General features: G+C 66.5%; 23 protein-coding genes and 1 pseudogene. 10 read left to right on the top strand and 14 right to left on the bottom strand.

Annotated features, from left to right (window positions below; translation table 11 throughout):
- Nucleotides 1-40: 40 nt before the first annotated feature.
- The 3 genes from B3T77_RS13855 (at nt 41) to B3T77_RS13845 (ending at nt 2,538) form a co-directional block, all read left to right on the top strand.
- A complete protein-coding gene (locus B3T77_RS13855) occupies nt 41-1,003 on the top strand; it encodes a LysR substrate-binding domain-containing protein (protein WP_349681221.1) in 963 nt (320 codons plus the stop codon).
- Nucleotides 1,004-1,180: 177 nt separating this feature from the next.
- A complete protein-coding gene (locus B3T77_RS13850) occupies nt 1,181-1,822 on the top strand; it encodes a cytochrome c oxidase assembly protein (protein ID WP_292080357.1) in 642 nt (213 codons plus the stop codon).
- Complete coding sequence (locus B3T77_RS13845) at nt 1,819-2,538, top strand: cytochrome b (protein WP_045811114.1); 720 nt, start codon at nt 1,819-1,821, stop codon at nt 2,536-2,538. The genes B3T77_RS13850 and B3T77_RS13845 overlap by 4 nt, the downstream gene beginning before the upstream one ends.
- Nucleotides 2,539-2,545: 7 nt before the next feature.
- On the opposite strand, the pseudogene B3T77_RS13840 reads toward B3T77_RS13845, so the two are convergent.
- Nucleotides 2,546-3,010 (bottom strand): annotated as a pseudogene (locus B3T77_RS13840) (c-type cytochrome); the annotation flags it as partial.
- A gap of 226 nt (nt 3,011-3,236) precedes the next feature.
- On the opposite strand from B3T77_RS13840, the gene B3T77_RS13835 reads away from it, so the two are divergent.
- The 4 genes from B3T77_RS13835 to B3T77_RS13820 are packed head-to-tail and all read left to right on the top strand — an operon-like array spanning nt 3,237 to nt 7,453.
- Nucleotides 3,237-3,635 carry a c-type cytochrome gene (locus B3T77_RS13835; RefSeq protein WP_292080353.1) on the top strand — a complete coding sequence of 133 codons (399 nt, stop codon included), beginning with the start codon at nt 3,237-3,239 and terminating at the stop codon, nt 3,633-3,635.
- Entirely contained in the window at nt 3,625-4,602 is a 978-nt protein-coding gene (coxB, locus tag B3T77_RS13830; protein ID WP_292080349.1) for a cytochrome c oxidase subunit II, read from the top strand. Before B3T77_RS13835 ends, coxB begins: the two co-directional genes overlap by 11 nt.
- The gene (locus tag B3T77_RS13825) at nt 4,599-7,145 is read left to right on the top strand and encodes a cbb3-type cytochrome c oxidase subunit I (RefSeq protein ID WP_292080345.1); all 2,547 of its coding nucleotides are present in this window, start codon (nt 4,599-4,601) and stop codon (nt 7,143-7,145) included. Before coxB ends, B3T77_RS13825 begins: the two co-directional genes overlap by 4 nt.
- Nucleotides 7,142-7,453, top strand: coding sequence for a hypothetical protein (locus tag B3T77_RS13820; protein ID WP_055805523.1), 312 nt, complete (start codon nt 7,142-7,144; stop codon nt 7,451-7,453). The genes B3T77_RS13825 and B3T77_RS13820 overlap by 4 nt, the downstream gene beginning before the upstream one ends.
- A gap of 32 nt (nt 7,454-7,485) precedes the next feature.
- Here the strand turns inward: B3T77_RS13820 and B3T77_RS13815 are convergent, their stop codons facing one another.
- The 5 genes from B3T77_RS13815 to B3T77_RS13795 all read right to left on the bottom strand — a co-directional run bounded on the left by B3T77_RS13815 (nt 7,486) and on the right by B3T77_RS13795 (nt 14,278).
- Nucleotides 7,486-9,678 carry a GumC family protein gene (locus B3T77_RS13815; RefSeq protein WP_292080338.1) on the bottom strand — a complete coding sequence of 731 codons (2,193 nt, stop codon included), beginning with the start codon at nt 9,676-9,678 and terminating at the stop codon, nt 7,486-7,488.
- Between the two features lie 81 nt (nt 9,679-9,759).
- Entirely contained in the window at nt 9,760-11,043 is a 1,284-nt protein-coding gene (locus tag B3T77_RS13810) for an outer membrane beta-barrel protein (protein WP_292080335.1), read from the bottom strand.
- A 21-nt stretch (nt 11,044-11,064) separates the two neighbouring features.
- Complete coding sequence (locus B3T77_RS13805) at nt 11,065-12,039, bottom strand: SDR family NAD(P)-dependent oxidoreductase (RefSeq protein ID WP_409514542.1); 975 nt, start codon at nt 12,037-12,039, stop codon at nt 11,065-11,067.
- Nucleotides 12,039-13,361: a UDP-glucose dehydrogenase family protein gene (locus tag B3T77_RS13800; protein ID WP_292080332.1), complete on the bottom strand. Its 1,323-nt coding sequence runs from the start codon at nt 13,359-13,361 to the stop codon at nt 12,039-12,041. Before B3T77_RS13800 ends, B3T77_RS13805 begins: the two co-directional genes overlap by 1 nt.
- A 125-nt stretch (nt 13,362-13,486) precedes the next feature.
- The gene (locus B3T77_RS13795; protein ID WP_091752533.1) at nt 13,487-14,278 is read right to left on the bottom strand and encodes a PhoH family protein; all 792 of its coding nucleotides are present in this window, start codon (nt 14,276-14,278) and stop codon (nt 13,487-13,489) included.
- 310 nt (nt 14,279-14,588) lie between these two features.
- On the opposite strand from B3T77_RS13795, the gene B3T77_RS13790 reads away from it, so the two are divergent.
- Nucleotides 14,589-15,116: a gamma carbonic anhydrase family protein gene (locus B3T77_RS13790; RefSeq protein ID WP_055754156.1), complete on the top strand. Its 528-nt coding sequence runs from the start codon at nt 14,589-14,591 to the stop codon at nt 15,114-15,116.
- Here B3T77_RS13790 and B3T77_RS13785 read toward each other — a convergent pair.
- The 4 genes from B3T77_RS13785 to B3T77_RS13770 form a co-directional block, all read right to left on the bottom strand.
- Nucleotides 15,111-16,052 (bottom strand): bifunctional riboflavin kinase/FAD synthetase, encoded by a 942-nt coding sequence (locus B3T77_RS13785; protein ID WP_292080326.1) that lies wholly within the window; start codon nt 16,050-16,052, stop codon nt 15,111-15,113. The genes B3T77_RS13790 and B3T77_RS13785 overlap by 6 nt on opposite strands.
- Nucleotides 16,052-16,513: a MaoC family dehydratase gene (locus tag B3T77_RS13780; protein ID WP_017506733.1), complete on the bottom strand. Its 462-nt coding sequence runs from the start codon at nt 16,511-16,513 to the stop codon at nt 16,052-16,054. The genes B3T77_RS13785 and B3T77_RS13780 overlap by 1 nt, the downstream gene beginning before the upstream one ends.
- Nucleotides 16,514-16,552: 39 nt before the next feature.
- Nucleotides 16,553-17,422, bottom strand: a complete 870-nt coding sequence (locus B3T77_RS13775; protein ID WP_292080321.1) for a TIGR01459 family HAD-type hydrolase — start codon at nt 17,420-17,422, stop codon at nt 16,553-16,555.
- A 192-nt stretch (nt 17,423-17,614) separates the two neighbouring features.
- Nucleotides 17,615-18,886 carry an EAL domain-containing protein gene (locus B3T77_RS13770; RefSeq protein WP_066624599.1) on the bottom strand — a complete coding sequence of 424 codons (1,272 nt, stop codon included), beginning with the start codon at nt 18,884-18,886 and terminating at the stop codon, nt 17,615-17,617.
- Between the two features lie 109 nt (nt 18,887-18,995).
- Here B3T77_RS13770 and B3T77_RS13765 point away from each other — a divergent pair, with 109 nt between their 5' ends.
- Nucleotides 18,996-19,778, top strand: a complete 783-nt coding sequence (locus tag B3T77_RS13765; protein WP_292080316.1) for an SDR family NAD(P)-dependent oxidoreductase — start codon at nt 18,996-18,998, stop codon at nt 19,776-19,778.
- A complete protein-coding gene (locus tag B3T77_RS13760; protein WP_292080312.1) occupies nt 19,768-20,703 on the top strand; it encodes a lysophospholipid acyltransferase family protein in 936 nt (311 codons plus the stop codon). The genes B3T77_RS13765 and B3T77_RS13760 overlap by 11 nt, the downstream gene beginning before the upstream one ends.
- On the opposite strand, the gene B3T77_RS13755 is transcribed toward B3T77_RS13760, so the two are convergent.
- From B3T77_RS13755 to B3T77_RS13740, 4 genes are all read right to left on the bottom strand, one after another.
- Entirely contained in the window at nt 20,661-21,167 is a 507-nt protein-coding gene (locus tag B3T77_RS13755; protein WP_039247042.1) for a response regulator, read from the bottom strand. The two genes, B3T77_RS13760 and B3T77_RS13755, sit on opposite strands and share 43 nt — an antisense overlap.
- Nucleotides 21,168-21,233: 66 nt before the next feature.
- On the bottom strand, nt 21,234-22,091 hold the full coding sequence (locus B3T77_RS13750) for a M23 family metallopeptidase (protein WP_292080304.1): 858 nt from the start codon (nt 22,089-22,091) through the stop codon (nt 21,234-21,236).
- On the bottom strand, nt 22,088-22,288 hold the full coding sequence (locus tag B3T77_RS13745) for a DUF2093 domain-containing protein (RefSeq protein ID WP_055754203.1): 201 nt from the start codon (nt 22,286-22,288) through the stop codon (nt 22,088-22,090). The genes B3T77_RS13750 and B3T77_RS13745 overlap by 4 nt, the downstream gene beginning before the upstream one ends.
- Before the next feature lie 40 nt (nt 22,289-22,328).
- A complete protein-coding gene (locus B3T77_RS13740) occupies nt 22,329-23,582 on the bottom strand; it encodes a cation:proton antiporter (protein WP_292080298.1) in 1,254 nt (417 codons plus the stop codon).
- Between the last annotated feature and the right edge of the window lie 682 nt (nt 23,583-24,264).

Raw genomic sequence — 24,264 nt, 5'->3', positions numbered from 1 at the left:
ACCCAGCGGTTAGGCCTTCCGAAAGCGAAGGATTTTTGAAATGCACGCAAAGGCGCCGTCAGCGGGCGCAGATCGCGCCCGCGATATGGAGGTGTTCGCGGCTGTGGCTGCGGCCGGCAGCTTTTCAGCCGCAGGTCGGGTTCATGGGCTGACGCCATCGGCCGTAAGCCGAACGATCGATCGGATCGAGGCGCGACTGGGTGTGCGGCTCGTTCTGAGGACAACCCGCGCATTGACGTTGACGGCCGAAGGCCAGGCCTATCTCAGCGCCGCAAGGAGAATTGTCGCCGACCTGGATGAGGCTGAACAGTCCATTTCGGATCAGGGCGCGCCGCAGGGACGCCTAAGGGTTAGCGCATCCCTGGCGCACGGTCGGCAGGTGGTCGTGCCGCTGATCGGCGCGTTCGTGGCGCGCTACCCGCAAATCCTCGTCGACATCAATCTGACGGATACTGTCGTGGATGTCGCGGCTGGGCAGGCCGATGTCGCCATTCGTTTCGGGCCGTTGCTGGACAGTCCGCTGACGGCGCGACGGCTGGGTGAGACGGGGCGAACGATCGTGGCGTCGCCGACCTATCTCGCGCGTCGCGGCGTGCCGCGCGTGCCGGAGGACCTGCACCAACATGACTGTCTGAACTTCAACTTCCGAAGGTTGGAGCCCGTGTGGCCTTTCCGACGGGACGGTCGTGACTATGCGCTCACGGTTCGCGGCCCCGTGGAAGCAAACAATGGCGAGAGCCTGACGCAGCTTGCGCTGGCCGGCGTCGGCTTAACGCGTGTGGGCAACTTCAGCGTCGCCGCCGCGATCGCGAAGGGTGAGCTCGTGCCGCTGCTTGAAGATTTCAATCCTGGTGATCGTGAGCCCATCCATGCCGTCTTTGTCGGCGGCGCGAGCGTGCCCGCTCGCATCCGGGTGTTCGTCGACTTCTTGGTCGATCAACTGCGGCCACGGTCGGGTGCAAGGGACGCGACCGAAGTCGCCTCTAGTGCTGAAATGGGCTGATCGCGGCAATTCGTCGTGGAAACGATCCGTGCGGAACCGTCACTGCTGACTTGGCTTTTCCCATTCACGGGGATCAGCAGATCCGGCAAGGGGTTGGGGGATACAGCTTTGAGTTGGATGCCGTATTGCGGTTCTGCGCCATCCTTTGGCGAGTGGCGCTGGAACCTTGATCCGATCTTGCTGGCCGTCCTCGTTGCAGCCGCGGGCTCGGTCCTGTGGCGGCTGGAAGGGCGGCGGCGCGGCTATGGTCTGGCGGCCGTCGCGGTATTGGCCGTTGGATTTGTTTCTCCATTGTGCGCCCTCAGTTCGGCGCTGTTTTCGGCGCGGACGGTGCATCATGTGCTGTTGGTCGGCGTCGCCGCGCCCTTGCTGGCGGCGGCCCTGCCTATGAGACGATATGGGTCGCTGATCCTGGCGACGGCGGTGCAGGCGGTGGTGTTCTGGGCTTGGCATGCGCCCGACGCCTATGGCGCCGCCCTGTCGAACGATGCGGTCTATTGGGTGATGCAGATCAGTCTGCTGGCGAGCGCCGTCTGGTTCTGGTGCGCGGTGCGGTCGGCGTCTGCACCGGCGGCGGTCATCGCCCTGTTGGCGGCCATGCTGGCGATGGGGCTGCTTGGGGCGGTGCTGACCTTTGCGGGGCAGGCCGTCTATGCGCCCCATGCCTATTCGACCCTGGCCTGGGGCCTGACGCCGCTGGAGGATCAGCAGGCGGCCGGGCTGATCATGTGGGCGCCGGCGGCGGCGCTGTATCTGTTCGCCGCCCTGTGGCGGCTGGGGCGGATGATCGGCCCGGACGCCGAGGCGCATCCGGCATGATCGAAAGACTGTTCAGACAGCTGCTGGAATGGGCGGCCGGTCACCATGACGAGGGCCGCTATTCGCCCGTCGGCATCGGCTTTCATTGGGTGATGGCGGGGCTGGTGATCTTCCAGCTTGGTTGGGGCTGGTGGATGGGGCGGCAGCCGGTGGGCGGGGCAATGATGGCTGCCTACGACCTGCATTTTGCGATCGGCGTGCTGATGCTGATCCTGGTGATCGGCCGGCTGTCATGGCGACTGCTGGCGCCCGACCTGATCAATGATGCGGACAAGCCGGGTTGGGAGAGCATGGCCGCCCATGTGACCCACTATGTCTTCTACATCTGCCTGTTCGGCCTGCCGCTGTCGGGCTGGGCCATGATTTCGGCGACGGATCGGACGCGTCAGCTGGAGACGTTGGGCTTCATTAAATGGCCGCTGCTGCCGCTGCAGGATCTGTCGAACACCCAGCTATGGGCGATCGAGGCGGCGGCGGAATGGATGCACTGGGGATTGGTCATCACCCTACTGCTGATGATCCCGATCCACGCCGGCGCGGCGCTCAAGCACCATCTGATCGATAGGGACGACGTGTTTCACGCGATGCTGCCGGTCGTGCCGCTGCTTCGACCGAAGCGGACCCGGTGGCAGCGGCGCTGGCGCGCGCTGGAGAAGCGGGTTGCGTCGACAGCCAGGACGCTATGGCGCGGGCTTCTGGGTCCGAAAGCGATTTGACGGCGGCGGCCATCACGCCGCGCGGGTCGTTGCGGCGTTTGCCTGCTTTCCAGCGGTCGATCTGTTCCAGCGTGTAGGCGGCGGGCTGACCGGCGATCTGCGGATTGCCGCCTTGGCCCGAGCCTTGCCCCCGGTCGCCGTGACACGAGGCGCAGGCGACGATGCCGCGCGAAGGGTCGCCGTTCAGATAGATGTCGGGCGCAGGCGCCATCGACGCGGGCGTTTGCGTCGGCGGCGCGGGCAGGGCGGCGTAGTAGGCGGCGACCTCGCGTCGGCCCTGCTGGTCCAAGGCCTTGGCGATGCGGGTCATGGCGTCGTCGGGACGAAGGCCCGATGCATAGTCTTCCAACTGCTTCTGCAGATAGCCGGCGTCCAAACCCGCCAGGCGCGGGGCGGCGACCCCGTCCCCGCCGCCGTCCAGGCCGTGACAGGTGAAGCAGGCGTTGGCCGCCCCGCCGGCGCCGCCGCTCATGGCGATGACCTGACCGTTCGCCGTGAAGGTGCGATCCGTCTGGCCCGGCGTGGAGTCGCAGGCGGCGAGGCCGGTCAGCAGCACAAGGACGGAAAGGGAGGCGCGCACGGCGGTGCAACACCTGCTTATGGCGAAGGTTCCTTATGGCGATGCGCCGAGGCTCCATGTCGCAGTCGGGAACCTCCTTCCGGCAAGGGGATTGCTCTGGCGAAGCTTTGGGGGGCGGATGGGTTTTCGGACGACGGGCGAGGCGATTGGACGACGGGCGGCGGCCTGTGCGCTGGCGCTCGCCCTGTGCGCCTGCGTGGACAAGTCCGACCTCCCCCGGCCAGTGGTTCAGGCCGATGCGGCCGCCGGACTGGCCGTGATCAAGGAGGTCGGTTGCGCGGCCTGTCACCGGATCCCCGGCGTCGCCTGGCCGGAGGGCCGGTCCGGCTCGAACCTAGCGGGGTTTGGCGCGCGTCCCCTGATCGCCGGACGCTTGCCTAACCAGCCCGATACCCTGATCCGCTGGCTGATCGACGCGCCGTCGATGGACCCCGGAACCGCCATGCCGCCCATGCCCCTGACGCAAGACCAAGCCCGCGACGTCGCGGCCTATCTGTATACGCTCGATGAAGACTGACGCTCCTCCCGGAATCGCCGGCTGGCCGCCACCCGTGCTGGATCCGGCCGGGCCGTTCGCCGGACCGATCCAGACCGTCGCCTGGGTGCTGTTCATCATGGCGGCGGTGGTCATGGTCGTGGTGGCCGTGGCGCTCGGCATCGCCCTGTTCGGGCCGCGCAAATGGAAGCGGCGGGTTGGCGGCGAACGCCTGATCTGGATTGCGGGACTGGTCTTCCCGGTGGTCGTTCTAACCGGGCTGCTGGTCTATGGGCTGACCACGACCGCGCGGGTGGCCGATGCGCCCAAGCCCGGCGAAATGCGGGTGCGCGTCACTGGCGAAATGTGGTGGTGGCGCGTCGCCTATCTGGACGGTCAGGGGCGAGAAATCGTCCAGGACGCCAACGAGGTCCACATCCCGGCAGGCCAGCCTGTCGTGTTCGAGCTGGAAAGCGCGGACGTGATCCACAGCTTCTGGGTGCCGCGCCTGGGCGGAAAGACCGACATGATCCCCGGCCGCCGCAACTTCATGCGCCTGCAAGCCGATGCGCCTGGGACCTACGGCGGCCAATGCGCCGAATACTGCGGCGGTCCTCACGCCTTGATGGGGCTAGTGGTCGTGGCCCATACGCCGGACGACTATGCCGCCTGGTTGGCGCGTCAGTCGCGGCCGGCGGCCGTCGTGCCCTCGGCCCAGGGGCCGCTTGCCTTGATCGACCAAGGGCGCAACGTCTTCGCCGCCTCGGGCTGCGCCGCCTGTCACACCATTCGCGGGACCGAGGCGAACGGTCTGGCGGGACCGGATCTGACCCACGTCGGCTCGCGCCAGACGCTGGGCGCCGGCATCCTGCCGAACAATCAGGGGACGATGGCCGGCTGGATTTCGGACAGCCAGAGCCTGAAGCCCGGCAATCGTATGCCGTCCTATGCGGTCCTGTCGGGCCAGGACGTGCGCGCCGTCGCCGCCTATCTGGAAAGCCTGAAATGAGTTCGGAAACCGGGTTCGATCCCGAACTCTACAAGCGCTTCCCCACCACCGAAGCTCGGCCCGAGGGCGAGCTGGAGCAGCTCGACGAGGTTTGGTGCGGCCCGCGGCGGCCGTGGGAGTGGATCACGGCGATCAACAACAACTACATCGGCGTCTATTACGTCGGAGCGGCCATGCTGTTCTTCGTGCTGGCAGGCGTGCTGGCGCTGTTGATGCGGACCCAACTGGCCCTGCCGATGACGGGCTTCCTGGCGCAGGAAACGTACAACCAGATCTTCACCATGCACGGCACGGTGATGATGTTCCTGTTCGCGGTGCCCGCGGTCGAGGCGCTGGGCGTGCTGCTGCTGCCGCAGATGCTGGGGGCGCGCGATCTGCCGTTCCCGAGGCTGAGCGCCTACGCCTTCTGGGCCTATCTGGTCGGGGGGCTGTGCTTCTTCGCCTCGCTGTTCTTCGGCCTGGCGCCGAATGGCGGCTGGTTCATGTATCCGCCGCTGACGTCGACGACTTACTCGCCGGGCATCAACGCCGACTTCTGGCTCTTGGGCATCGGCTTCATCGAGATTTCGGCCATCGCCGGCGCCATCGAGATCATCGTCGGGGTGCTTAAGACGCGGGCGCCGGGCATGACGCTGGACAAGCTGCCGATCTTCGCCTGGGCCATGCTGATCTTCGCCTGCATGATCATCATCGCCTTCCCGTCGATCATTTTGTCGACCCTGCTGCTGGAGCTGGAACGCGCCCTGGGCTGGCCCTTCTTCGATGCGGCCAAGGGCGGCGACCCCATGCTGTGGCAGCATCTGTTTTGGTTCTTCGGCCACCCCGAGGTCTACATCATCTTCCTGCCGGCGGCGGGGGCGATGTCGACCCTGATCCCGGCCGTCGCCCAGACCAAGCTGGTCGGTTATCGACTGGTGGTCCTGGCTATGCTGGCGACCGGGTTCATCAGCTTCGGCGTCTGGGCGCACCACATGTTCACCACGGGCATGCCGCAGATCTCGATCAACTATTTCAGCGCCGCCTCCATGGCCGTCAGCGTGCCGGCGGGGGTTCAGGTCTTCGCCTGGATCGCTACCCTGGCGGCGGGCAAGATGCGGTTCAACACGCCCGGCCTGTTCGCCGTCGGGGGACTGGTGATCTTCGTCATGGGCGGACTGACCGGCGTGATGGTCGCCATGGTGCCGTTCGACTGGCAGGCCCACGACAGCTATTTCATCGTCGCCCACCTGCATTACGTCCTAATCGGCGGGATGGTCTTCCCGCTGTTCGCCGCCATCTACTACTGGACGCCGATGTCCAGCAGCCGGCCGCTCAGCGAACGGTGGGGCAAGTGGATCTTCTGGCTGATGTTCGTCGGCCACAACGTCACCTTCATGCCCATGCACCTGACCGGGCTGATGGGCATGCCGCGCCGGGTCTATACCTATCTGCCGGATCGGGGCTGGGACCTGCCCAATATGATCTCGACCGTCGGCTCCTTCATGTTCGGCCTGGCGGTGGTGTTGTGGATGATCGACATGATCCGCAACTTCCGGCCCTTCGGAGAGAAGGACGCGGGCAATGTCTTTGGCGGGCCGGGGCTGGAGTGGCTGCCCGCCGGTCGATACTCGCTGCGGTCCGTCCCGGTGATCAAAAGCCTGTATCCGGTGTGGGACCAGCCGAACCTGGCGCGCGATGTCGAGGCCGGCCGCTACTTCCTGCCCGGCGCCCCGCGCGGCGAGCGCGAGACCATGATCACAAGTCCGATCAACGCCGAGCCTCAATATCTCCAGCGGATGCCCCGGCCGTCTAGCTGGTATGTCTGGGGCGCGATCTTCACCGCCGGATTCTTTTTGATCCTGACGATCCAGGCCTATGTCGCCTCCTTGGTCAGCGGCGTGCTGGCTGTCTACTGCATCCTCAAATGGTGCTGGGGACTGGATCGGCCCGGCGGTCCCGCGACGGTGGACGTCGGCGGCGGTGTGCGACTGCCGACCTATGTGTCCGGCCCCAGCAGTCAAGGCTGGTGGGCGATGGTCATCACCCTGATCGTGTCGGGCATGGTCGCGATCATGGCCTGCTTCTCCTACGTTTTCCTGTGGAGCCGGCGGCCGGACCTGTGGCAGGCGCCGCCTGAGATCGGCTCGCTGCCTTTGACCCTGGGTCTGCTGGCGGCCGCCGGACTCGGCGCCTGGGCCTCGCAAGGCGCGCTGAAGCTGGACCGGCCGCGCAGCGCCGGCATCGCCGCCATTCTGATGCTGGTCGCCACCGTGGCGGCGGGCGGCGCCTTTGCGTCTGAGGCCTCGGCCTGGTGGAGCTCGGGCCTTCGCCCCGACGCCTCCAGCCAGGGCGCGACCGTCTATGCGCTGTTGGCCTGGCAGGGGACCTTCGTCGGCATTTCGTTGTTGATGGGACCGTTCGTCCTGCTGCGCTGGCTTTGCGGCTTGGTGTCGTCCCGTTATCCGGCGACCTTTGAAGTGGTCGCCCTGTTCGTGGCCTTCACAGCAGTTCAGGGCGCGGCGACGACCCTTCTGATCCGCCTGTTCCCGGGCGTCGGCGCATGAGGTTCTGGCTGCTGATGCTGGGCGGCCTCCTGATCTGGGCCGCCCATTTCCTGGGCCTGTATCTGCTGTCGAGCGCCAGCGACGTGGCGCGTGGCGACGCCGGCGCCTGGAACGCTGTCGGGCTGACTTTCAGCGCCCTCTGCCTGGCAAGCATTGGCGCCCTATGTTGGAAATGCCTGATTGCCCTGCGTGCAAAGCCGGAAGCGACACGATCCTTCGGCTTGCTGCTCGCGATAGCCGGGAGCTTGCTTGGTGCAATCGGCGTTGTATTTCAAACTCTGGTGCTTGTCGTCGATGGCAGAATATGAAGCTGATTGTGCGGCCTGATCTCTACCGACAATCAGGCCGCATAGTATTTTCTATAGGCCCGGTAATCATAGTCGGCTTGGCCATAACCTAGGCCGGCCTCCGCCCGAACATCGATCTGGCTGAGGGTGACGCCGGAAAGGCGAACACCGGATTGGCTGAGGATGCGGATCGCAGCGGCGACGGCGCGCGCGGGGGTTTTTCGCCAGCGGGCGAGCAGGATGACGGTGTCGGCCTTGACCGCCAGGATTCGGGCGTCGGCGAGGACCAGGACGGGTGCGGTGTCGATGACGATCAGGTCGAAGGCCTGACGCAGTTCGTTGAGCAGGGCGTTCATCGGCGGGGCGCCGAACAGGTCGTCGGCCGACAGGCCTGATCCCGACAGGGGCAGAACCTGTGCGCCGGAGTCCGGGTCCAGCACCGAGACGTTTCGCCAGGCCGCCGCGCCGTGCAGGACCTCGGCCAGGCCGTGATCGGGGTTCAGGCCCAGCATCCGTGTCACGCCGCGCCGACGCGGGTCGCCGTCGATCAATAGAACGCGTCCGCCGGAGCGCGCGGCGACGCGGGCCAGACAGACGGCTGTAGTGGTCTTGCCTTCGCCAGGCAGGGCGGAGGTGACGGCGACGATGCGCGCGGACGGTTCGCCCACGACGCTGACGATGGGAGTGATCGACGTGCGCAGCGCCCGGAAAGCCTCGGCGAAGACCGACAGCGGGCGTTGGACGACGAGGTCGATCGGATGCAGCGTCTGATCCTCAGCCGTCGCCACGGAGGAGGCCAGCGGAACGGCGCCGACGGCACCGACGCCCAGCCTGCGCTCGATGTCATCGGGGCCGCTGAGCCCTGTCTGCATGGCGTTGGCGATGATGACGGCGCCGGTTCCCGCCGCCGCGCCGAGCATCAGGCCCAGCGCGAGACTGATCATCAGGTTCGGTGCGCTTTGCGCGGTCGGCGGCGTGGCGCGCGAGACGATGCGGGCATCCGCCTGTTCGACCCCGGTCTGGGCGCTGGTCTCGCGATAACGATCCAGGAAGGCGCGGTAGATGGCGCGGGCGGCTTCGGCCTGGCCTTCCAGTTCGCGCAGGCGCACCGAGGCGGCATTGTTGTCGGCAAGGGCGCCGCGCGCGGCGTCCAGGCTGGATTGGACTGAGGCGGCGCGTTGGCGGGCGACCTGGGCCTGGGCGTCCAGGTTGGAAACGACACGGCGGATCTCGGCCTGGATCTGCGCGTCGATGTCGGACAACTCCTGACGGGCCCGGATCATGTCGGGGTGCAGCGGGCCATAACGGACGGACAGGTCCGCGACGCGCGTGCTGATCGCCGCGCGCTGGGCCCGCAGGTTCTGGACGACGGGAGACGAGAGGGCCTCGCCCACATCGTCACCGTTGGAGCCGGCCGCCATCTGGGCGCGGGCGGTGCGCAGGCGGGCGTCCTGCTCGGCCTGCTGCGCGCGGGCCAAGGCGAGTTGCTGGTTGTACGCCGAGATCTCCTGCTCGGTCAGGGTGGCGCCCTGGGCGCTGAGCAGGCCGTTTTCTATCCGGTAGGCCGAGACGGCCGCGTCGGCGGCCTCGACCTGGCGGCGCAGGTCTTCCAGTCGGGCGCCCAGGAAGGTGTTGGCCTGGGCGTTGGCGTCGAACTTGGCGGTGAGTTGAGACTGCAGATAGGCGTCGGCGAAGGCATTGGCGATGCGGGCCGCCTTGATCGGGTCTTCGGAGGTAAAGCTGATCGCCATCGAATAGGTCAGGCCGACGCGGCGCACGGTCAGGCGTCGCCGGACGGCGTCGATCACCTGTTGACGCTCGATCTCAGCATCGGTCGGCGCAGGCGTGGTGCGCGGCAGGCGTTGGGTGAGGGGCGAGGATCGCAGGCGGGCGTTGAACTCGGAATCGCGGATCAGGCCTAGCGTCTCCACGATCTGCGCGGCGAGCTGGGGTGACTTCAGAACTTCGACCTCGGTGTCGACGATGGCCGCCTCGGCGTCGAGCGCCGACAGCACGGCCTGTCCCGCAACGACCTGTTCCTTGCGCGTATTGATCTGGAGGCTGGCGGTTGCAGTATAGACGGGAGTCTGGCCCAGCATCAGCGCCAGCACGATTAGGCAGACGGCTGCTGCGACAGCGATAAACAGACCGAGACGACGCCGGAAGGCGGCGATCAGGGCGTGGAGGTCGATGGCGTCGTCTGCCGGCTGGCCGGGACCGCCCATCGCGGTGTCGTGGTAGGTCATCGCGCCATCGAACGGTGATCGTCCCGTCCAGTCCTGCGATGACGCCTTCAGGTTGTCAATCTTCGCGCTTTGGTCGTGTGTTCAGAACTGCGAGACGACCGCGACGGACAGGCGCGTCGAGTGATAGCTCGGTCCTGCAACCGCGCCGGACGAGGATTGGTCGAGATAGGTCAGACCGGCGGTCAAGCCATAGCGACGGTTGAGGCGATAGATGGCGCTGAAGCTGGCGGCAAAGCGGGTGTCGGTGCGGTCGAGGCCATTGTAGTTGTCGTCACTCCACGCCATTTCCGCCGTCAGGATCAGGTTGCGCAGCAGTTCGTGGTCCACGCTGATCGACAGGTCGGTGCGCAGGGCGCCGGCCGAGCCGATCACGCCGGTGTCCTCGACGCTGCGCGCGGCGGTGGCGGTCAGGGTCGTCAGTTGAGTCGGAAACCACGACACGCGCGCACGACTGCCGACGCCGTCGAGATCGCCATAGGCTGCGTCTGGGAAATCCTGGCGTATGTATCCAGCGGCGACCTCGCCCCGGATCAGGGCGCCCAGCTCGAAGTCCACGCCAGCCAGGGCTTCGTGGCCGGAAGAAGATCGTTCCGGCGACCCTCCCACGTTTCGATAGTCGCGGTCATCGAGTGCGACCTGAAAGAAGAGGGCCGTGGCGGGTGAGAGGGCGTAGTCGGCGCGGCCGGTCAGGCGGGCGGCGGTGCGATCCCGGTCGTCCTGTTCGATGAAGGCGCCGGCGTCATTCAGTCCATCGCGGTAGTCATAGAGAAGGACTGCGGCGTTAGCGGACAGGCGCAATCGACCCCGTGTGCGTGTCGCCGCCAGCGAGGCGGAGGCCAGATCGAAGGCGATCGGTCGGAGAGAGGCGGGATCGGCGCCGGCGGCGGTGCGGGCTTCGTGATCGTGGGCGTAGTCGGCGGCCAAGGTGATGTCGGCACCTCGAACGATGTCGAGACGGCCGGCGCCGCCCAGGCTCCAGTCGGTCGTGTTCTCGCTGTCGAAATCGAGGTTCCGGTCCATCTCGACGCGGGCGTGGGTTTCAAGCGCATGGCGCGACCAGTTGGATCGGACGACGACTTCAGGCGTCAAGCGCAAGGTCGTTGCAGGCTGAGGGTCGTCTTCAGCCGCGAAGATATTGCCGTCATGGATGACGCCCGACTGAAGCCGGGGAAAGGCCGTGAAGCCGCCGGCCCGGATGCCGAGCGGGTCGTAGGCGGGTTGCGGTCGGTCGCGTACGGCGACCGCACGGTTGCGAACGAAGATGTCGATTTGCGCGTCCTGAGCCGAGCGCAAAGCCTGGGCCGTGGCGTCGGTTGCGCTGAACAGCATCAGGGCGGCGCCTGCCGGCAGGATTTCGCGTCGCATCGGCCCCCCAGCCTTCTTGCGTCAACCGTTCTCGTATTGACGCCACCAGGCGACGAACTTTTCCAGTCCGATCTTCAGCGGGGCCTTGGGCTGATAACCGCACAGGGCGTTCAGCTTGGAAATGTCGGCATAGGTGGCGGTGACGTCTCCGGGCTGCATGGGCCGCATGATTTTTTTTGCCTCGACGCCCAGCGCGGTTTCCAGCGTGGAGATCATCTCCATCAGGCCGACGGGCTGGCTGTCGCCGATGTTGTAGACCTCATGCACGCCCCGCGCGGGAGGACGGTCCAGCACGGCGACCACGCCGTCGACAATGTCGTCGATATAGGTGAAGTCGCGCGCCATCTTGCCTTCGCCATAGACCTCGATCGGCTCGCCGCGCACGATTTTCTGGGTGAAGCTGAAATAGGCCATGTCGGGCCGACCCCAGGGGCCATAGACGGTGAAGAACCGCAGGCCCGACTGCGGAAAGCCATAAAGCCTGGCGTAGCTCTGGCTCATCAGTTCGCACGAGCGTTTGGTCGCGGCGTAGAGCGACACCGGGTGGACGGTCGGATCGTCTTCGCGAAAGCCCGAACCCTCCAGCGGCCGATCGCCATAGACCGAACTGGACGAGGCATAGACCAAATGGGTCACGTCATTGTGCCGCGCGGCCTCCAGCATCGACAGATGGCCGGCCAGGTTGGACCGCTCATAGGCGAAGGGGTTTTCGAGGGAGTAGCGCACCCCCGCCTGGGCCGCGAGGTGGACAATCCGCTTGACCCCGGCATCCGCGACCAGCGCACGCATCTGCGCGTGGTCGGCGATGTCGGCGCGGACCATCTTGAAGCCGTTTTGCCCTTCCAGCCGGGCGGCGCGGGCGGCTTTCAGGCGCGGATCATAGTAGTCGTTGAAGACATCGACGCCGATCACCTGCTCGCCCCGGTCCAGCAGCCGCTCGGCGACGTGCATGCCGATGAAGCCGGCAGCACCCGTGACGAGGATCGGCGACCCCATCAGCCGCGCCCGATGCCCATGTAGCGGAAGCCGCGATGCTTCATGTCCTCGGGTCGATAGATGTTGCGCAGATCGACCAGGACCGGCTGTTTCATCAGCAGCTTGATGCGGTCCAAATCCAGGGCGCGGAACTGGTCCCATTCGGTGACGAGGACCACGGCGTCGGCGCCGACGACGGCGTCATAGGCGCTGTCCTTCATCTGGATGTCCGGCAACAGCTTGGCGGCCTCATGCATGCCTTCGGGATCGAAGGCCTGAACGGTCGCGCCGGCGGCGATCAGGGCAGGCGCGATGTCCAGTGATGGGGCGTCACGCATGTCGTCGGTGTTCGGCTTGAACGTCAGGCCCAGGAGGGCGACCGTCTTGCCCTGGACGCTTGTGCCCAGGGTCGCGGCGACGCGCTCGGCCATGGCCTTCTTGCGGGCGTCGTTGACCTCGACCGTCGCCTCAATCAGCTTTGTCGGCGCGCCATACTGCTGGGCGGTGCGGACCAGGGCGATAGTGTCCTTGGGGAAGCACGAGCCGCCATAGCCCGGTCCGGCGTGCAGGAACTTCGAGCCGATCCGCTTGTCCAGGCCGATGCCGCGCGCGACCTGCTGGACGTCGGCGCCGACCGCTTCGCACAGGTCCGCCATCTCGTTGATGAAGGTGATCTTCATCGCCAGGAAGGCGTTGGCGGCGTATTTGATCAGCTCGGACGTGCGACGGCCCACGAACAGCAGCGGGCTCTCATTCAGGTTCAGCGGACGATAAAGTTCGCTCATGACCTTTTGCGCGCGACCGCCGGTGTCGCCGGTCATGTCGTCGATGCCGATGACGACGCGGTCGGGACGTTTGAAGTCGCCGATCGCGGCGCCTTCACGCAGAAATTCGGGGTTGGAGACGACGGCGAAGTCGGCCTTCGGATTGGTCTTGCGGATGATGGCTTCGACCTCATCGCCCGTGCCGACCGGGACGGTCGACTTGGTGACGACGACCGTGAAGCCTTCGATCAGGCCGGCGATCTCCTCGGCGGCGGCGTGGACGTAGGACAGGTCGGCATGGCCGTCGCCCCGGCGCGTCGGCGTGCCCACGGCGATGAAGACGGCGTCGGCCCGGCGAATGGCTTCGGCGCCGTCCAGGGTGAAGAACAGTCGACCTTCGCGCACATTGGCGGCGACCAGATCATCCAGCCCCGGCTCATAGATCGGGATTTCGCCCCGCTCCAGCCGCTCGATCTTGGACGGGTCCTTGTCGATGCAGGTGACGACATGGCCGAAGTCGGCGAAACAGGCGCCGGACACCAGGCCCACATAGCCCGTCCCAATCATCGCTACGCGCATCGAAATCCCTCATCAGCCGCGAGCCGACCTTTAGCGGTGCGGTGCGCCCGGGGACAATGGCTTTTGGTTTCGCGGTGCAACGCGCCTGCAGCCGACGCCGTCCAGCGCCGGCTGCAGGATCAGAGCTAGAGGACGCCGATCATCGAGGCGACCAGCGGGTGACGGACGATGTCGCGCTCGGCCAGACGCACTACGGCGATGTCGGGTACGGCCTCCAGTCGCGCCGAGATGTCCGACAGGCCCGAGATGCCGGGCAGCAGGTCCGACTGCTGCGGATCGCCGGTCACCACCATGGTCGAATGCCAGCCTAGGCGGGTCAGCAACATCTTGAGCTGGACGTAGGTGCAGTTCTGCGCCTCGTCCACGACGATGAAGGCGTTGTTCAGCGTGCGGCCGCGCATATAGCCGACCGGGGCGATCTCGATCAGACCTTCGGCCATCAGCGCCTTGACCCGCTTCATCGACAGACGATCGGACAGGGCGTCGTAGAGCGGGCGCAGATAGGGAGCCAGCTTGTCTTCCATGTCGCCGGGCAGGAAGCCGATGGATTCGCCGGCCTCGACAGCAGGACGGCTCAGGACGATGCGGCCGACCTTGCCCGCCTCCAGCGCCTCGACCGCCTTGGCGACGGCGAGGTAGGTCTTGCCGGTGCCCGCGGGACCCAGCGCCATGACCAGGTTGTGGTGGTCGATGGCCTCCATCAGCTCGCCCTGGCCCTCGGACTTGGGCTTCAGCGTCTTCAGGTAGCCCTGGTCGCGGTCATCGTTCGAAGGATAGGGCGACCAACCGGATCGTTCATTGTGGGGCGCGTGAAGCCGACGAACTTTCGACTCCTCCATGAAATCACGCGAATCCAGGATTCCGTGTTCACGCGTTTGACGCTTGGTTGCAGCACGCTTGGTCATGGACGCCTCCAGGGCATGAAAAAAGGCGGACCCGAACGGGCGCCGCCTTGGATGGTCTTGGGGAGGAAGAGGTCGCGGCCTGCAGAGCAGCGGCCCGGATCGACAGCAGGGCCGTCTGCAACGGGGTGCGCCCGCCGCCAAACAACCGAACCAGGATCCCAACGCGCCACGCGAAAGCCCCGACTTGACGACCGGATCGGGCTTGATCCGGTTTCGGATCCGGGGCCGAAATGGCGACCCACGAATCGCATCAACAGAATGATGCTATCGTGGTTAGCGATCCGTTAAAGCCCTCGTTTTTCAAAGATTAGGCGGTGTACAGATGACCATTTACGCCTTGGGCGACAGCAAACCGCAGCTTCCGCCGCAGGGCGAATACTGGGTGGCGCCAAGCGCATCGGTAATAGGGAACGTGATTCTCCATTCCAACGCCAGTGTCTGGTTCGGCGCCGTGCTGCGGGGGGACAACGATCCGATCACCGTGGGGCCTGACAGCAACATTCAGGACGGCAGCGTGCTGCACACCGACATGGGGTCGCCGCTAACGCTGGGGCGCGGCGTGACGGTGGGGCACAAGGCGATGCTGCATGGCTGCGAGGTGGGCGACTACAGCCTGATCGGCATCGGGGCGGTGGTGCTGAACGGGGTCAAGATCGGCCGGAACTGCATCATCGGGGCCAACGCGCTGATCACAGAGGGCAAGATCATCCCGGACAACAGTCTGGTCGTGGGCCAGCCCGGCAAGGTGGTGAGGGAGCGTGACCCGGCGCAAATCGCCGTGCTCCAAATGTCAGCCGAACACTATGTGCAGAACTGGAAGCGGTTCGCGGCGGAGCTTCGGCCTCTATGACCGGCTGAGGACAGTTCGCGCCGCCGCCGCATCGGCGTCGATCTGGGTCTTCAGGGCGTCGAGACCGTCGAAGGTCTCCTCGCCGCGCAGCCAGGCGACCAGTTCCGTGTCCAGCGTCTGGCCGTAGAGGTCGCCGTCGAAGTCGAACAGCCAGACCTCCATCAGCGGGGTCTCCAGCGCATACATGGGACGCACGCCCAGGCTGGCGACGCCGTCGATCACCCGTCCGTCCGGCAATCGGCTGCGGGTTGCATAGACGCCATAGGCGGGGCGCATGTAGTCGCCGAGCGCGATATTGGCGGTCGGCACGCCGATGGTGCGGCCGCGCTTGTCGCCGTGGATCACCTCGCCACGAATAGCGAAGGGGCGGCCCAGGATGGCGGCGACGCGGGCCATGTCGCCGGCCTTCAGGGCCTCGCGAACGGCGCTGGACGACAGTTTCAGCCCGTCCGCGTCATCTAGCCGGTCGGCGACAGAAACGGTGAAGCCCAGCCGCTCGCCGTAAGCGCGTAAGGCCTCGGGCGAGCCGGATCGGCCCTTGCCGAAGGTAAAGTCGAAGCCGACGGCGGCGTGGCGGATGCCCAGACCCTCCGCCAGCACTCGTTCGGCGAAGGCGGCGTCGGTCATGCCGGCCATTTCGGCGTCGAAGGGCAGCAGATAAAGGATGTCCACACCCAGCGGCGCCAGGGCCTCGGCCATCTGGTCGGCCGTCATCAGTCGAAAGGGCGCGGCGTCCTTCTGGAACCAGCGGCGGGGATGAGGATCGAAGCTGACGACGCCCAGCGGCGCGCCCATCCGTTGCGCCGCGTCACGTGCGCCGGCGATGACGGCCTGATGCCCGCGATGCACGCCGTCGAAGGCGCCGACGGCGACCGCCGCGCCCTTCAGCGCGTCCGGCACCTCGCGCCAGTCGCGCCAAATACGCGCAATCTGCATCAACGCTGGGACGGTTTGCGCCGGCGGGGGACGCGGACGACGGCGACGCCGTCCATGATCATGGTCTCGCCGACGAAGCCTTCGCAGCTGAGCTTGACCCGCGCGCTCTCGGGTTCGACCTCGATCACGGTGATCAGGATGCGGACGACGTCGTCGATCCGCACCGGCTGATGGAAGGCCAGGGTCTGGGAGATGTAGATCGACCCCGCGCCCGGCAGGATGGTGCCGACCACGGCCGATCCGAACGAGGCGCTGAGCAGGCCGTGGGCGATCCGGCCGCGATAGGCGGTCTTGGAGGCGAAGGCCTCATCCAGATGCACCGGGTTGAAGTCGTCGGAAGCCTCGGCGAACAGCCGAATGCGGTCCTCCGTCGCGACGACGATTTTCTCGGCCGCCATGCCGACGTGAAGTTCGTCCAGGATGTAACCACCGGACGGATGCTGCTGAACCAATTCGACCATGGATGAGGCTTTAGCGGCGGTGCGACAAAATGGCGAGCCTTACCAGTTCAGTTCGAGCGCGGCGTATCGCGCATAGGTCGTTTCCGCCTTCAGCAGAGCGGCGGCGCGGGCCGGGTCGAGCGCGCCGTCTTCGCCCTTGGCCTGGTCGCCGTGGATGCCCTGGGCGATGAACAGGCAGTCCAGCCCTTGCGCGTTTGCGCCCATCACGTCGGTGACGACGCCGTCGCCGATGCACAGGACGCGCGAGCGATCGACGGGGCGGCCCAGCAGGCCTTCCGCCTCCTTGATCGCCAGATCATAGATCGGGGCGAAGGGCTTGCCCGCCATCACGACCCGGCCGCCCTGCGATTCATAGAGGTCGGCCAGCGATCCGCCGCAATAGATCAGCTGGTCGCCGCGCTGCACGACGCGGTCGGGATTGGCGCAGATCAGTTCGATGTCGCGTGCGGCGCCGACGGCGAACCGCTCACGATAGTCTTCGGGTGTCTCGACCGTGTCGTCCACGGGGCCAGTGACGGAGATGAAGGCGGCGTCCTCAGGCGACGCGGCGCGCTCGAGGCCAAGACCCGCGTACAGCGGCGCGTCACGCTCGGGGCCGACGATCCAGGCCGGACCGGGCGCGCGCCTGGCCAGTTCGGCGCGGGTCGCGTCGCCGGAGGTGACGAAGGCCTTCCACGCCTCGCGCGGCACGCTCAGCCCATCCAACTGAGCGATCACGTCCGAGGCCGGGCGGGGCGAGTTGGAGATCAGCACGACGTGGCCACCCTCGCGGTTGAACCGCGTCAGCGCCTCGCACGGGCCAGCCCAGCTTTCGCGCCCATTATGGATCACGCCCCACACGTCGCAGAGCAGGATGTCATAATCGCCGGCGACGGCGCCGAGGTGGGGCAGGGCGTGGGGGAGGGTCATGGGGCGTTGGTAGCCGCTAGGACGCGGAGGCGAAAGTCTCCTCCCCATGAAATGGGGAGGGGGACCGCGAAGCGGTGGAGGGGTTCTTGAAACGGGATCGGCGCCTGTGATGGGGAGAAGCCCCTCCGTCACGGCGCAAAACGGCGCAAAGACGCGCCGTGCCACCTCCCCACGGAGTGGAGAGGAGACCGGCTAGAACCGGCGACGCTGCTCGGCGCTGCGCAGGGTGGAGCGCAGGAACTCGGCCGGGGGGTCGGTCTCGGCCAAAACCTGTTCCTTGATGGCGCGGGGTTCGCCGAACAGGTGGCCCTGGCCCATGCCGACGTCCAGTTCGAGAATGTCGACGACCTGGCGTTCGTTTTCGACCTTTTCGGCGATGACCTCGACGCCGTAGCGGCGGGTCAGCGCGGCGAAGTCGGCGGCCTGGATGTCGGGCATGGAGCGCAGGGGTGCGCCGCCGTCCAGGTCCAGCAGCTGCTCGATCATCAGGTCTGCCGCGACCTTGATGAACTTGACGTCCGAGCGTTGCAGGTCGGCGAAGTCGAGGTCCAGCGTCTGCACCTTGTCCAGCGAGAAGCGGAAACCCAGGTCGGCCAGCTTGGCCATGTTGCGCGCCTCGATGGCGCCGCGAGCGTCGAACGTCGCCTGGCCCAGTTCGAATATCAGCGCCTGGTTCAGGTCACGGTTCTCGCTGAGGAAATCCAGGAACTGCGGGAAGAAGGTCTCGTCGCCCAGCGAGGTCAGGGCCACGTTGCAGAAAACGCCGACCTTGCGGTCCTGACGCGCCAGGCGCCGCACGATCTGGGCGCAGCGGAACAGCAGCAGATTGTCGATCGCCGGCACCAGACCCTCGCCCTCCGCCAGGGACAGATATTCCGCCGGCATCATGACGCGGTCGGTGGCGTCGCGCAGCCGGGTGAAGCTCTCGTAGAAGATGGTCCGGCGTTGGGGCAGGGAGACGACCGGCTGCAGATACAGATCGACGCGCCCTTCGCTGAGCGCCTCGTGAATGGTGCGCAGCAGAACGTTGGACTGGGCCATGCGACGGCCCTCGAAGGTCTCCACGCCGATATGGGGCGCGGCGGCCAGACGTTCGTCGATGCTTTCGCTCATCTGCTGGACCAGGGATTCAAGCATCCGGACCTCGCCGGTCAGCGCATCGGTGTCGGACAGGACGCCGGTCTCGATGGCGTGCGCCAGTTCGGTCAGGGCGCCCTGGGTCGATTCCATCGCATCGGCGAGCAGGCGGTGGGCCTCGCGGACTTGGCCGATTTCCTTCTTCAGGACGCGGCGCTCGGCGATGCCGGTGACGATGCCGTGGAAGGCGCCCAACAGCCCCAGTGCGCCGAGCGTTCCGGCCACGCCTGCGCCGATCCCAAGGCCCGCGCGCCACAGGAAGGCGCCCACGGTCATGCCGAGGAACAGATAGGCGAAGTAGAGAAAGCCCGTTGTTACGTTGCGCATCGGCTGGCGGTCGGCCACTCCCGGATGGAATCGCCTGAGTATCAGGCTATCAATGTCATTCGGCTAGAGCGGGGCTGCAAATATCCCCGCCAAACCTACGGGAAACGCAATGGAACTGTTCGATCTGACCGGCAAGGTCGCAATCATCACCGGCTCATCGCGGGGAATCGGCAAGGCCATCGCCGAACGGCTGGCCGAACACGGGGCCAAGGTCGTCATCTCGTCGCGCAAGGCCGGGCCGTGCGACGAGGTCGCCGCCGAAATCAACGACAAGTACGGCGCCAAGGCCGATGAACCGCGCGCCGTTGCGGTGCCGGCCAACATCGCCTCGAAGGAAGACCTGCAGAGGTTGGTCGACGAGACCAACGCCGCCTTTGGCCAGATCGACATCCTGGTCTGCAACGCCGCGACCAATCCCTACGCGGGGCCGATGGCAGGCATCGCCGACGACCAGTTCGAAAAAATCCTGCAGAATAACGTCATCTCGAACCATTGGCTGATCCAGATGGTCGCGCCGCAGATGGTGGAGCGCAAGGACGGGGCGATCCTGGTGATCTCGTCCATCGGAGGGCTTCGCGGCAACGCGCTGATCGGCGCCTACAATATCTCCAAGGCGGCGGACATGCAGCTGGTGCGCAACCTGGCGGTGGAGTGGGGGCCGTCGAACGTGCGGGTCAACTGCATCGCGCCCGGGCTCGTTCAGACCGATTTCGCCAAATATCTGTGGGAGAACCCGGAGCTGCTGAAGACGGTCACCGAGCCCGCGCCGCTGAAAAGGATCGGGCAGCCGGATGAAATCGCGGGCACGGCGGTCTATCTGTGCAGCCCTGCGTCGGCCTATGTGACCGGCCAGACCCTTGTGGTGGACGGTGGATTGACGATTGCCTGGTGAGCGTAACGACTGGAAGCAGGATCTAGTTTGGCGCCTGGAGGCCTTCGGCTTTCAGGCGCTGTTCGGCTTTCTGCGCCTGTTGGGCGTCGAGCGGGCGTCGGGGTTGGGCGGCTGGCTGCTGCGCACTCTGGGGCCGCTGACCGGCACGCAAAGGACGGTGATGCGCAATATGCGGATCGCCTTCCCCGACATGCCGGCAGACGAGCGCGAGGCGCTGGCCCTGGCGCAGTGGGACCAGACGGGCCGGACCTTCGCCGAACTGGCGGTCATGGATCATCTGACGCCCGAAGGCGGGCGGGTCGAGGTGGTCGGGATGGAGCGGCTGCACGCCCTGCGCGACAGCGGCAAGCCGGCGGTGCTGATTTCGGGCCATCTGGCCAACTTCGAGGTGATGGCGGCGGTGATCATGGCGTCGGGCGTGCCGTGTCAGGTGACCTATCGCGCCGCCAATAATCCGTATGTCGACGCCCTGATCCGCCAGAGCCGGGAGCGATACGGCATCCGCCTGTTCGCGCCCAAGGGCGACGGGACGCGCGAACTGATGGCGGGGATGAAACGCGGCGATTCCATCGCCCTGCTGGTCGATCAGAAATACAATCAGGGGCCGGAGGTGGAGTTCTTCGGCCAGCCGGTGAACGCCTCGCCTGGAGCGGCCAGGCTGGCGTTGAAGTTCGACACGGTCATGCTGCCGCTGTCGGTGGTGCGCCTGCCGGGCGTGCGGTTCCGGGTGACGGCGCACGAGCCGATCGTGGTCAATCAAAGCGAGGACAAGGCGGCGGATACGCTGGCCGGCATCCAGGCCGCCAATCGCTTCGTCGAGGACCGGGTGAGAGAGCATCCCGTGGACTGGTTCTGGGTCCACAAGCGTTGGCCGGACAAGGTCTATGCGGCGTTGGACCGCGAGGCGTCCGATCCTCGACGGTAGGGCCCGGCGTAGTCGGGCGTCTCGCGGCGCCGACGGCAGGGGCCGATATAGCCATCGGCCTTGATGAAGGGGCGGGGCTTCATGATGACGGCGTTCAGCCGATCCAGCACGGCCTTAGCGGTGATCGGCTTGACGATGAACTCGGTCACCCCGGCGTCGCGGGCCTCGTAGACGCGGCTGCGTTCGGAATGGCCGGTCATCATGATGATCGGCAGAAACGGATTGGGGCTGTCGGGGCTGGTGCGGACCAGCCGTGTGAACTCGACCCCGTCCAGCGGGAACATGTTGAAATCGACAATGGCCAGATCGATCGCGTGGCGACGCAGCAGATCGAAAGCCGTGGCGCCCTCTGACGCCTCATAGACGTTGCGGATGTCGGCCGAATGGAGCACGGCCGACGCGATGGCGCGCATATTCTGATTGTCGTCCACGAGCAGGACGTTCAGCGATTTCAGAGAAAACATCGGGCCCCGCCAGATCTCGGATCGAGGCTAAGGGGATATGCGTAGTCTCGCAAGAGGAGCCTTTGATCAGGCTAGACTTTCTGGAACACGCGCCCCGATCGTGAGTGACGGATCCAGGTTGCGATCGCGCCATTTCATGCGCCAGCACAGGTGGGGGCCGGTGGCGCGGCCGGTCATGCCGACGCGGCCCAGCGCATCGCCGCGCCGGACGCGTTGGCCCAGCGCCACGTCCAGCCGCGACTGATGCAAATAGCAGCTGATCAGGCCCTGACCGTGGTCGATCAGGGTCAGACCGCCCTCGAAATGCATGTCGGGGCGGACGAAGGCGATGCGGCCGTCGGCGGGTGCGCGGATCACGCTGCCCTGGGGGGCGGCCAGGTCGATGCCGTAGTGCGGCCGGGCGGGCGTGCCGTTCAGGACGCGCTGGGCGCCCCAGGCGCTGGAGACGCGGTAGCTCTCGAGCGGCCAGGCGAAGCCATCCTTGAAGTCGTCGGAGTCGATGCGGCTGGCGAAGCCCTCCGTCTTCAGCGCGATCTCCTGCTGGATGCGGGCCAGGAGGGCGGGATCGCTGGGCTCGACGGTCGAGGGCGGCAGGCCGTTCACGCTGGTCGAGGGGAAGGCGTAGGGGGCGATGTCGAGGGTGCGCCGGGCCGACCGGTCGCCGGACCGGGCTTCGATCTGGCTGGTTGGACCGGCGTCGCGGTCGAAGCCGATCACGAAGAGGCCGGCGGCCGAGGCGGTCGTCAGGGCCTCGCCGTCGACGAAGATCAGAGCGCGCGGCGCGGTGCGGCCGAAGGCGTAGCCGCCCTGACGCCAGGCGCCGTTCAAGGCCAGCGGCAGGGTGTTCCGGTCTTCAGCCATCAATGGCGCGGCGATCAGGCTGGCGCCCGCGCCGGTCAGCAGGGCGCGGCGCGACGGGATCATCGATCGCCTTGCTGGGCCGCGATGAATTCGGCCGGGCCGAAATAGGGCTGCTGACGGCTGGGGCTCCAATAGCGGAGGACTTCCAGCGGGATCGGTTTGTCCGTCACGGCGCAGCGCACGAAGCGGCCGGGCTTCAAGACGGCGAACTCGCCGTCGCCATAGTGAAGCACGGCCTGATCTGCGGCGATTTTGTCCATGAGCAGACGATAGCGGGCGGCGCGCGGCGCGGAAAGGGGCTCAGGGCGCCGCCACCGCATCCGTGATCGGGCCGTCCGCGGCTGCGGGTCGGAGCGCGCCGGCTGCGGGAGGCTTCGGCTTTCCACCCATCCGGTCGGTGAACAGGAAGACGAAGGGGTTCAGCGAGATCGACAACAGGGCGGCGGCCAGGATCAGGTCATGGGTCTCGCGGCTCATGGCGCCCAGCGACACGCCCAGCGCGGCCAGGATGAAGGAGAACTCGCCGATCTGGGCCAGGGACGCCGCGACGGTGAAGCCGGTCGGGCGATCCAGCTTGAAGGTCTTGGCGATGACCAGGGCCGCGACCGACTTGCCGACGATGACGATGCCCAGAACGCCCAGGACCGCCCACGGCTGGCGCACCACGATCATCGGATCAAACAGCATGCCGACCGAAACGAAGAACAGCACGGCGAAGGCGTCGCGCAGGGGCAAGGACCGCTCGGCCGCATTGTGACCCAGGGGCGAGGCGTTCATCACCAGGCCGGCCAGGAAGGCGCCCAGCGCGAAGGAATGGAACAGGAAATAGGCCAGCCAGGCGATGCCCAGGGCGATGGCGAGGACGCCCAGTGTGAAGAGCTCGCGCGACTTGGTGTGGGCGATGCGGATCAGCAGCCAGGGAATGACCTTGCCGCCGACGACCAGCATGCCGACGACGAACAGCACGACCTTGAGCAGGGTCAGGCCGACGTCTGCACCCAGGGCCGCAAAGTCCGTCTGTGTTCCGGCCGGGACAAGCACCATGGGCAGCATGACCAGGGCGATGACGATGACCAGATCCTCGACGATCAGCCAGCCCACGGCGATGCGGCCGATCTCGCCCTTGACCTGTTTACGCTCCTCAAGCGCGCGCAGCAGGACGACGGTCGAGGCGACGGACAATGCAAAGCCCATCAGCAGAGCCTCGACATCGCCCAGGCCCAGCACGAAACGGCCGAGCCCCCATCCCAACACGGTGGCGACGCCGATCTGAACCAGGGCGCCGGGAATGGCGACCTTGCGGACCTGCATCAGATCCTTGGGCGAGAAATGCAGGCCGACGCCGAACATCAGCAGAATGACGCCGATCTCGGCCAGTTGCGGCGCCAGTTCGGTGTCGGCGACGAAGCCGCCCGTATAGGGGCCGACGATCACGCCCGCGACGAGATAGCCCACCAGGGGCGACAGTTTCAGCCGATGCGCCAGCATGCCGAACACGAAGGCGAGGACGAAGCCCCCGACCAGGGTGAGAATCAGGCTGTCGGCATGCGGCATCAGGGCTCCTGTCGCGAGCGAAGGTGTGATTTGGGTAGGCTTTGCAGTTGGGGCGCGAGGGGCGGTTTGACAAGATGACGCAGTGTCGCGCGGGACTGAAAACAGCTTTGTCTTCGCGGCGTTCGGCCTGCGAAGTCTGGAGGGCTGGACGGAGCGCCGGGCCTTCGCCCGGAGTGTGAGTTTTGAGTACCGTTTCGACGAAGGGTATGACGCTCCGCGCGGGTGGTTGGCCTGCAAGCTCGGGGCGCCGAGCGGTGGCGGTCTTATCGCCTAACCCCATAAGCCTGCGACGGGCGGGTCGGAGCAGCGATCCCCGATCCCCGGTTCGGCCGAGTATCCCCCTCGACCCTGCGACGCGACTGCGGACGCCGGGGCGATTGCCCGGCCGATCAGCCCCGGCGCCGCGATGGGATCTCACCATCGCTCCCGTTCCCTCCGCTCTCGCCGCCGCAAGGTCGCAGGCCTTACGAGCCCTCCATGCGACGAGACGGGTGCATTATGGGGCCGTTTGACCCCGTGGATGGAAGACAGGGGACATAAATCGGCAAGCGGTTGAAATCGCTGGAAATGGACCAGCGGCATTGCGATGGCTGAGCATCGTCTCCTCCCCATGTCATGGGGAGGTGGCTCGAAGCGCAGCGGAGAGACGGAGGGCTCTTCGCGCATCGCAGGCGTCTGTGGG

The sequence above is a fragment of the Brevundimonas sp. UBA7838 genome (genome assembly GCF_002500885.1).
In the GTDB taxonomy this organism is placed as follows: domain Bacteria; phylum Pseudomonadota; class Alphaproteobacteria; order Caulobacterales; family Caulobacteraceae; genus Brevundimonas; species Brevundimonas vesicularis_C.
Note: the sequence above shows the minus strand (reverse complement) of the source record. Positions and strands in the feature narration are given on the sequence as shown.

Coding starts and splice junctions, on each gene's coding strand:
- coxB (WP_292080349.1), top strand. CDS start 3,625: ATGAAGACTGACGCTCCTCCCGGAATCGCCGGCTGGCCGCCACCCGTG.
- B3T77_RS13755 (WP_039247042.1), bottom strand. CDS start 21,167: ATGTTTTCTCTGAAATCGCTGAACGTCCTGCTCGTGGACGACAATCAG.
- B3T77_RS13825 (WP_292080345.1), top strand. CDS start 4,599: ATGAGTTCGGAAACCGGGTTCGATCCCGAACTCTACAAGCGCTTCCCC.
- B3T77_RS13775 (WP_292080321.1), bottom strand. CDS start 17,422: ATGACCCTCCCCCACGCCCTGCCCCACCTCGGCGCCGTCGCCGGCGAT.
- B3T77_RS13855 (WP_349681221.1), top strand. CDS start 41: ATGCACGCAAAGGCGCCGTCAGCGGGCGCAGATCGCGCCCGCGATATG.
- B3T77_RS13740 (WP_292080298.1), bottom strand. CDS start 23,582: ATGCCGCATGCCGACAGCCTGATTCTCACCCTGGTCGGGGGCTTCGTC.
- B3T77_RS13750 (WP_292080304.1), bottom strand. CDS start 22,091: ATGATCCCGTCGCGCCGCGCCCTGCTGACCGGCGCGGGCGCCAGCCTG.
- B3T77_RS13780 (WP_017506733.1), bottom strand. CDS start 16,513: ATGGTCGAATTGGTTCAGCAGCATCCGTCCGGTGGTTACATCCTGGAC.
- B3T77_RS13770 (WP_066624599.1), bottom strand. CDS start 18,886: ATGCGCAACGTAACAACGGGCTTTCTCTACTTCGCCTATCTGTTCCTC.
- B3T77_RS13785 (WP_292080326.1), bottom strand. CDS start 16,052: ATGCAGATTGCGCGTATTTGGCGCGACTGGCGCGAGGTGCCGGACGCG.
- B3T77_RS13765 (WP_292080316.1), top strand. CDS start 18,996: ATGGAACTGTTCGATCTGACCGGCAAGGTCGCAATCATCACCGGCTCA.
- B3T77_RS13820 (WP_055805523.1), top strand. CDS start 7,142: ATGAGGTTCTGGCTGCTGATGCTGGGCGGCCTCCTGATCTGGGCCGCC.
- B3T77_RS13805 (WP_409514542.1), bottom strand. CDS start 12,039: ATGGGGTCGCCGATCCTCGTCACGGGTGCTGCCGGCTTCATCGGCATG.
- B3T77_RS13800 (WP_292080332.1), bottom strand. CDS start 13,361: ATGCGCGTAGCGATGATTGGGACGGGCTATGTGGGCCTGGTGTCCGGC.
- B3T77_RS13810 (WP_292080335.1), bottom strand. CDS start 11,043: ATGCGACGCGAAATCCTGCCGGCAGGCGCCGCCCTGATGCTGTTCAGC.
- B3T77_RS13835 (WP_292080353.1), top strand. CDS start 3,237: ATGGGTTTTCGGACGACGGGCGAGGCGATTGGACGACGGGCGGCGGCC.
- B3T77_RS13745 (WP_055754203.1), bottom strand. CDS start 22,288: ATGGACAAAATCGCCGCAGATCAGGCCGTGCTTCACTATGGCGACGGC.
- B3T77_RS13790 (WP_055754156.1), top strand. CDS start 14,589: ATGACCATTTACGCCTTGGGCGACAGCAAACCGCAGCTTCCGCCGCAG.
- B3T77_RS13815 (WP_292080338.1), bottom strand. CDS start 9,678: ATGACCTACCACGACACCGCGATGGGCGGTCCCGGCCAGCCGGCAGAC.
- B3T77_RS13845 (WP_045811114.1), top strand. CDS start 1,819: ATGATCGAAAGACTGTTCAGACAGCTGCTGGAATGGGCGGCCGGTCAC.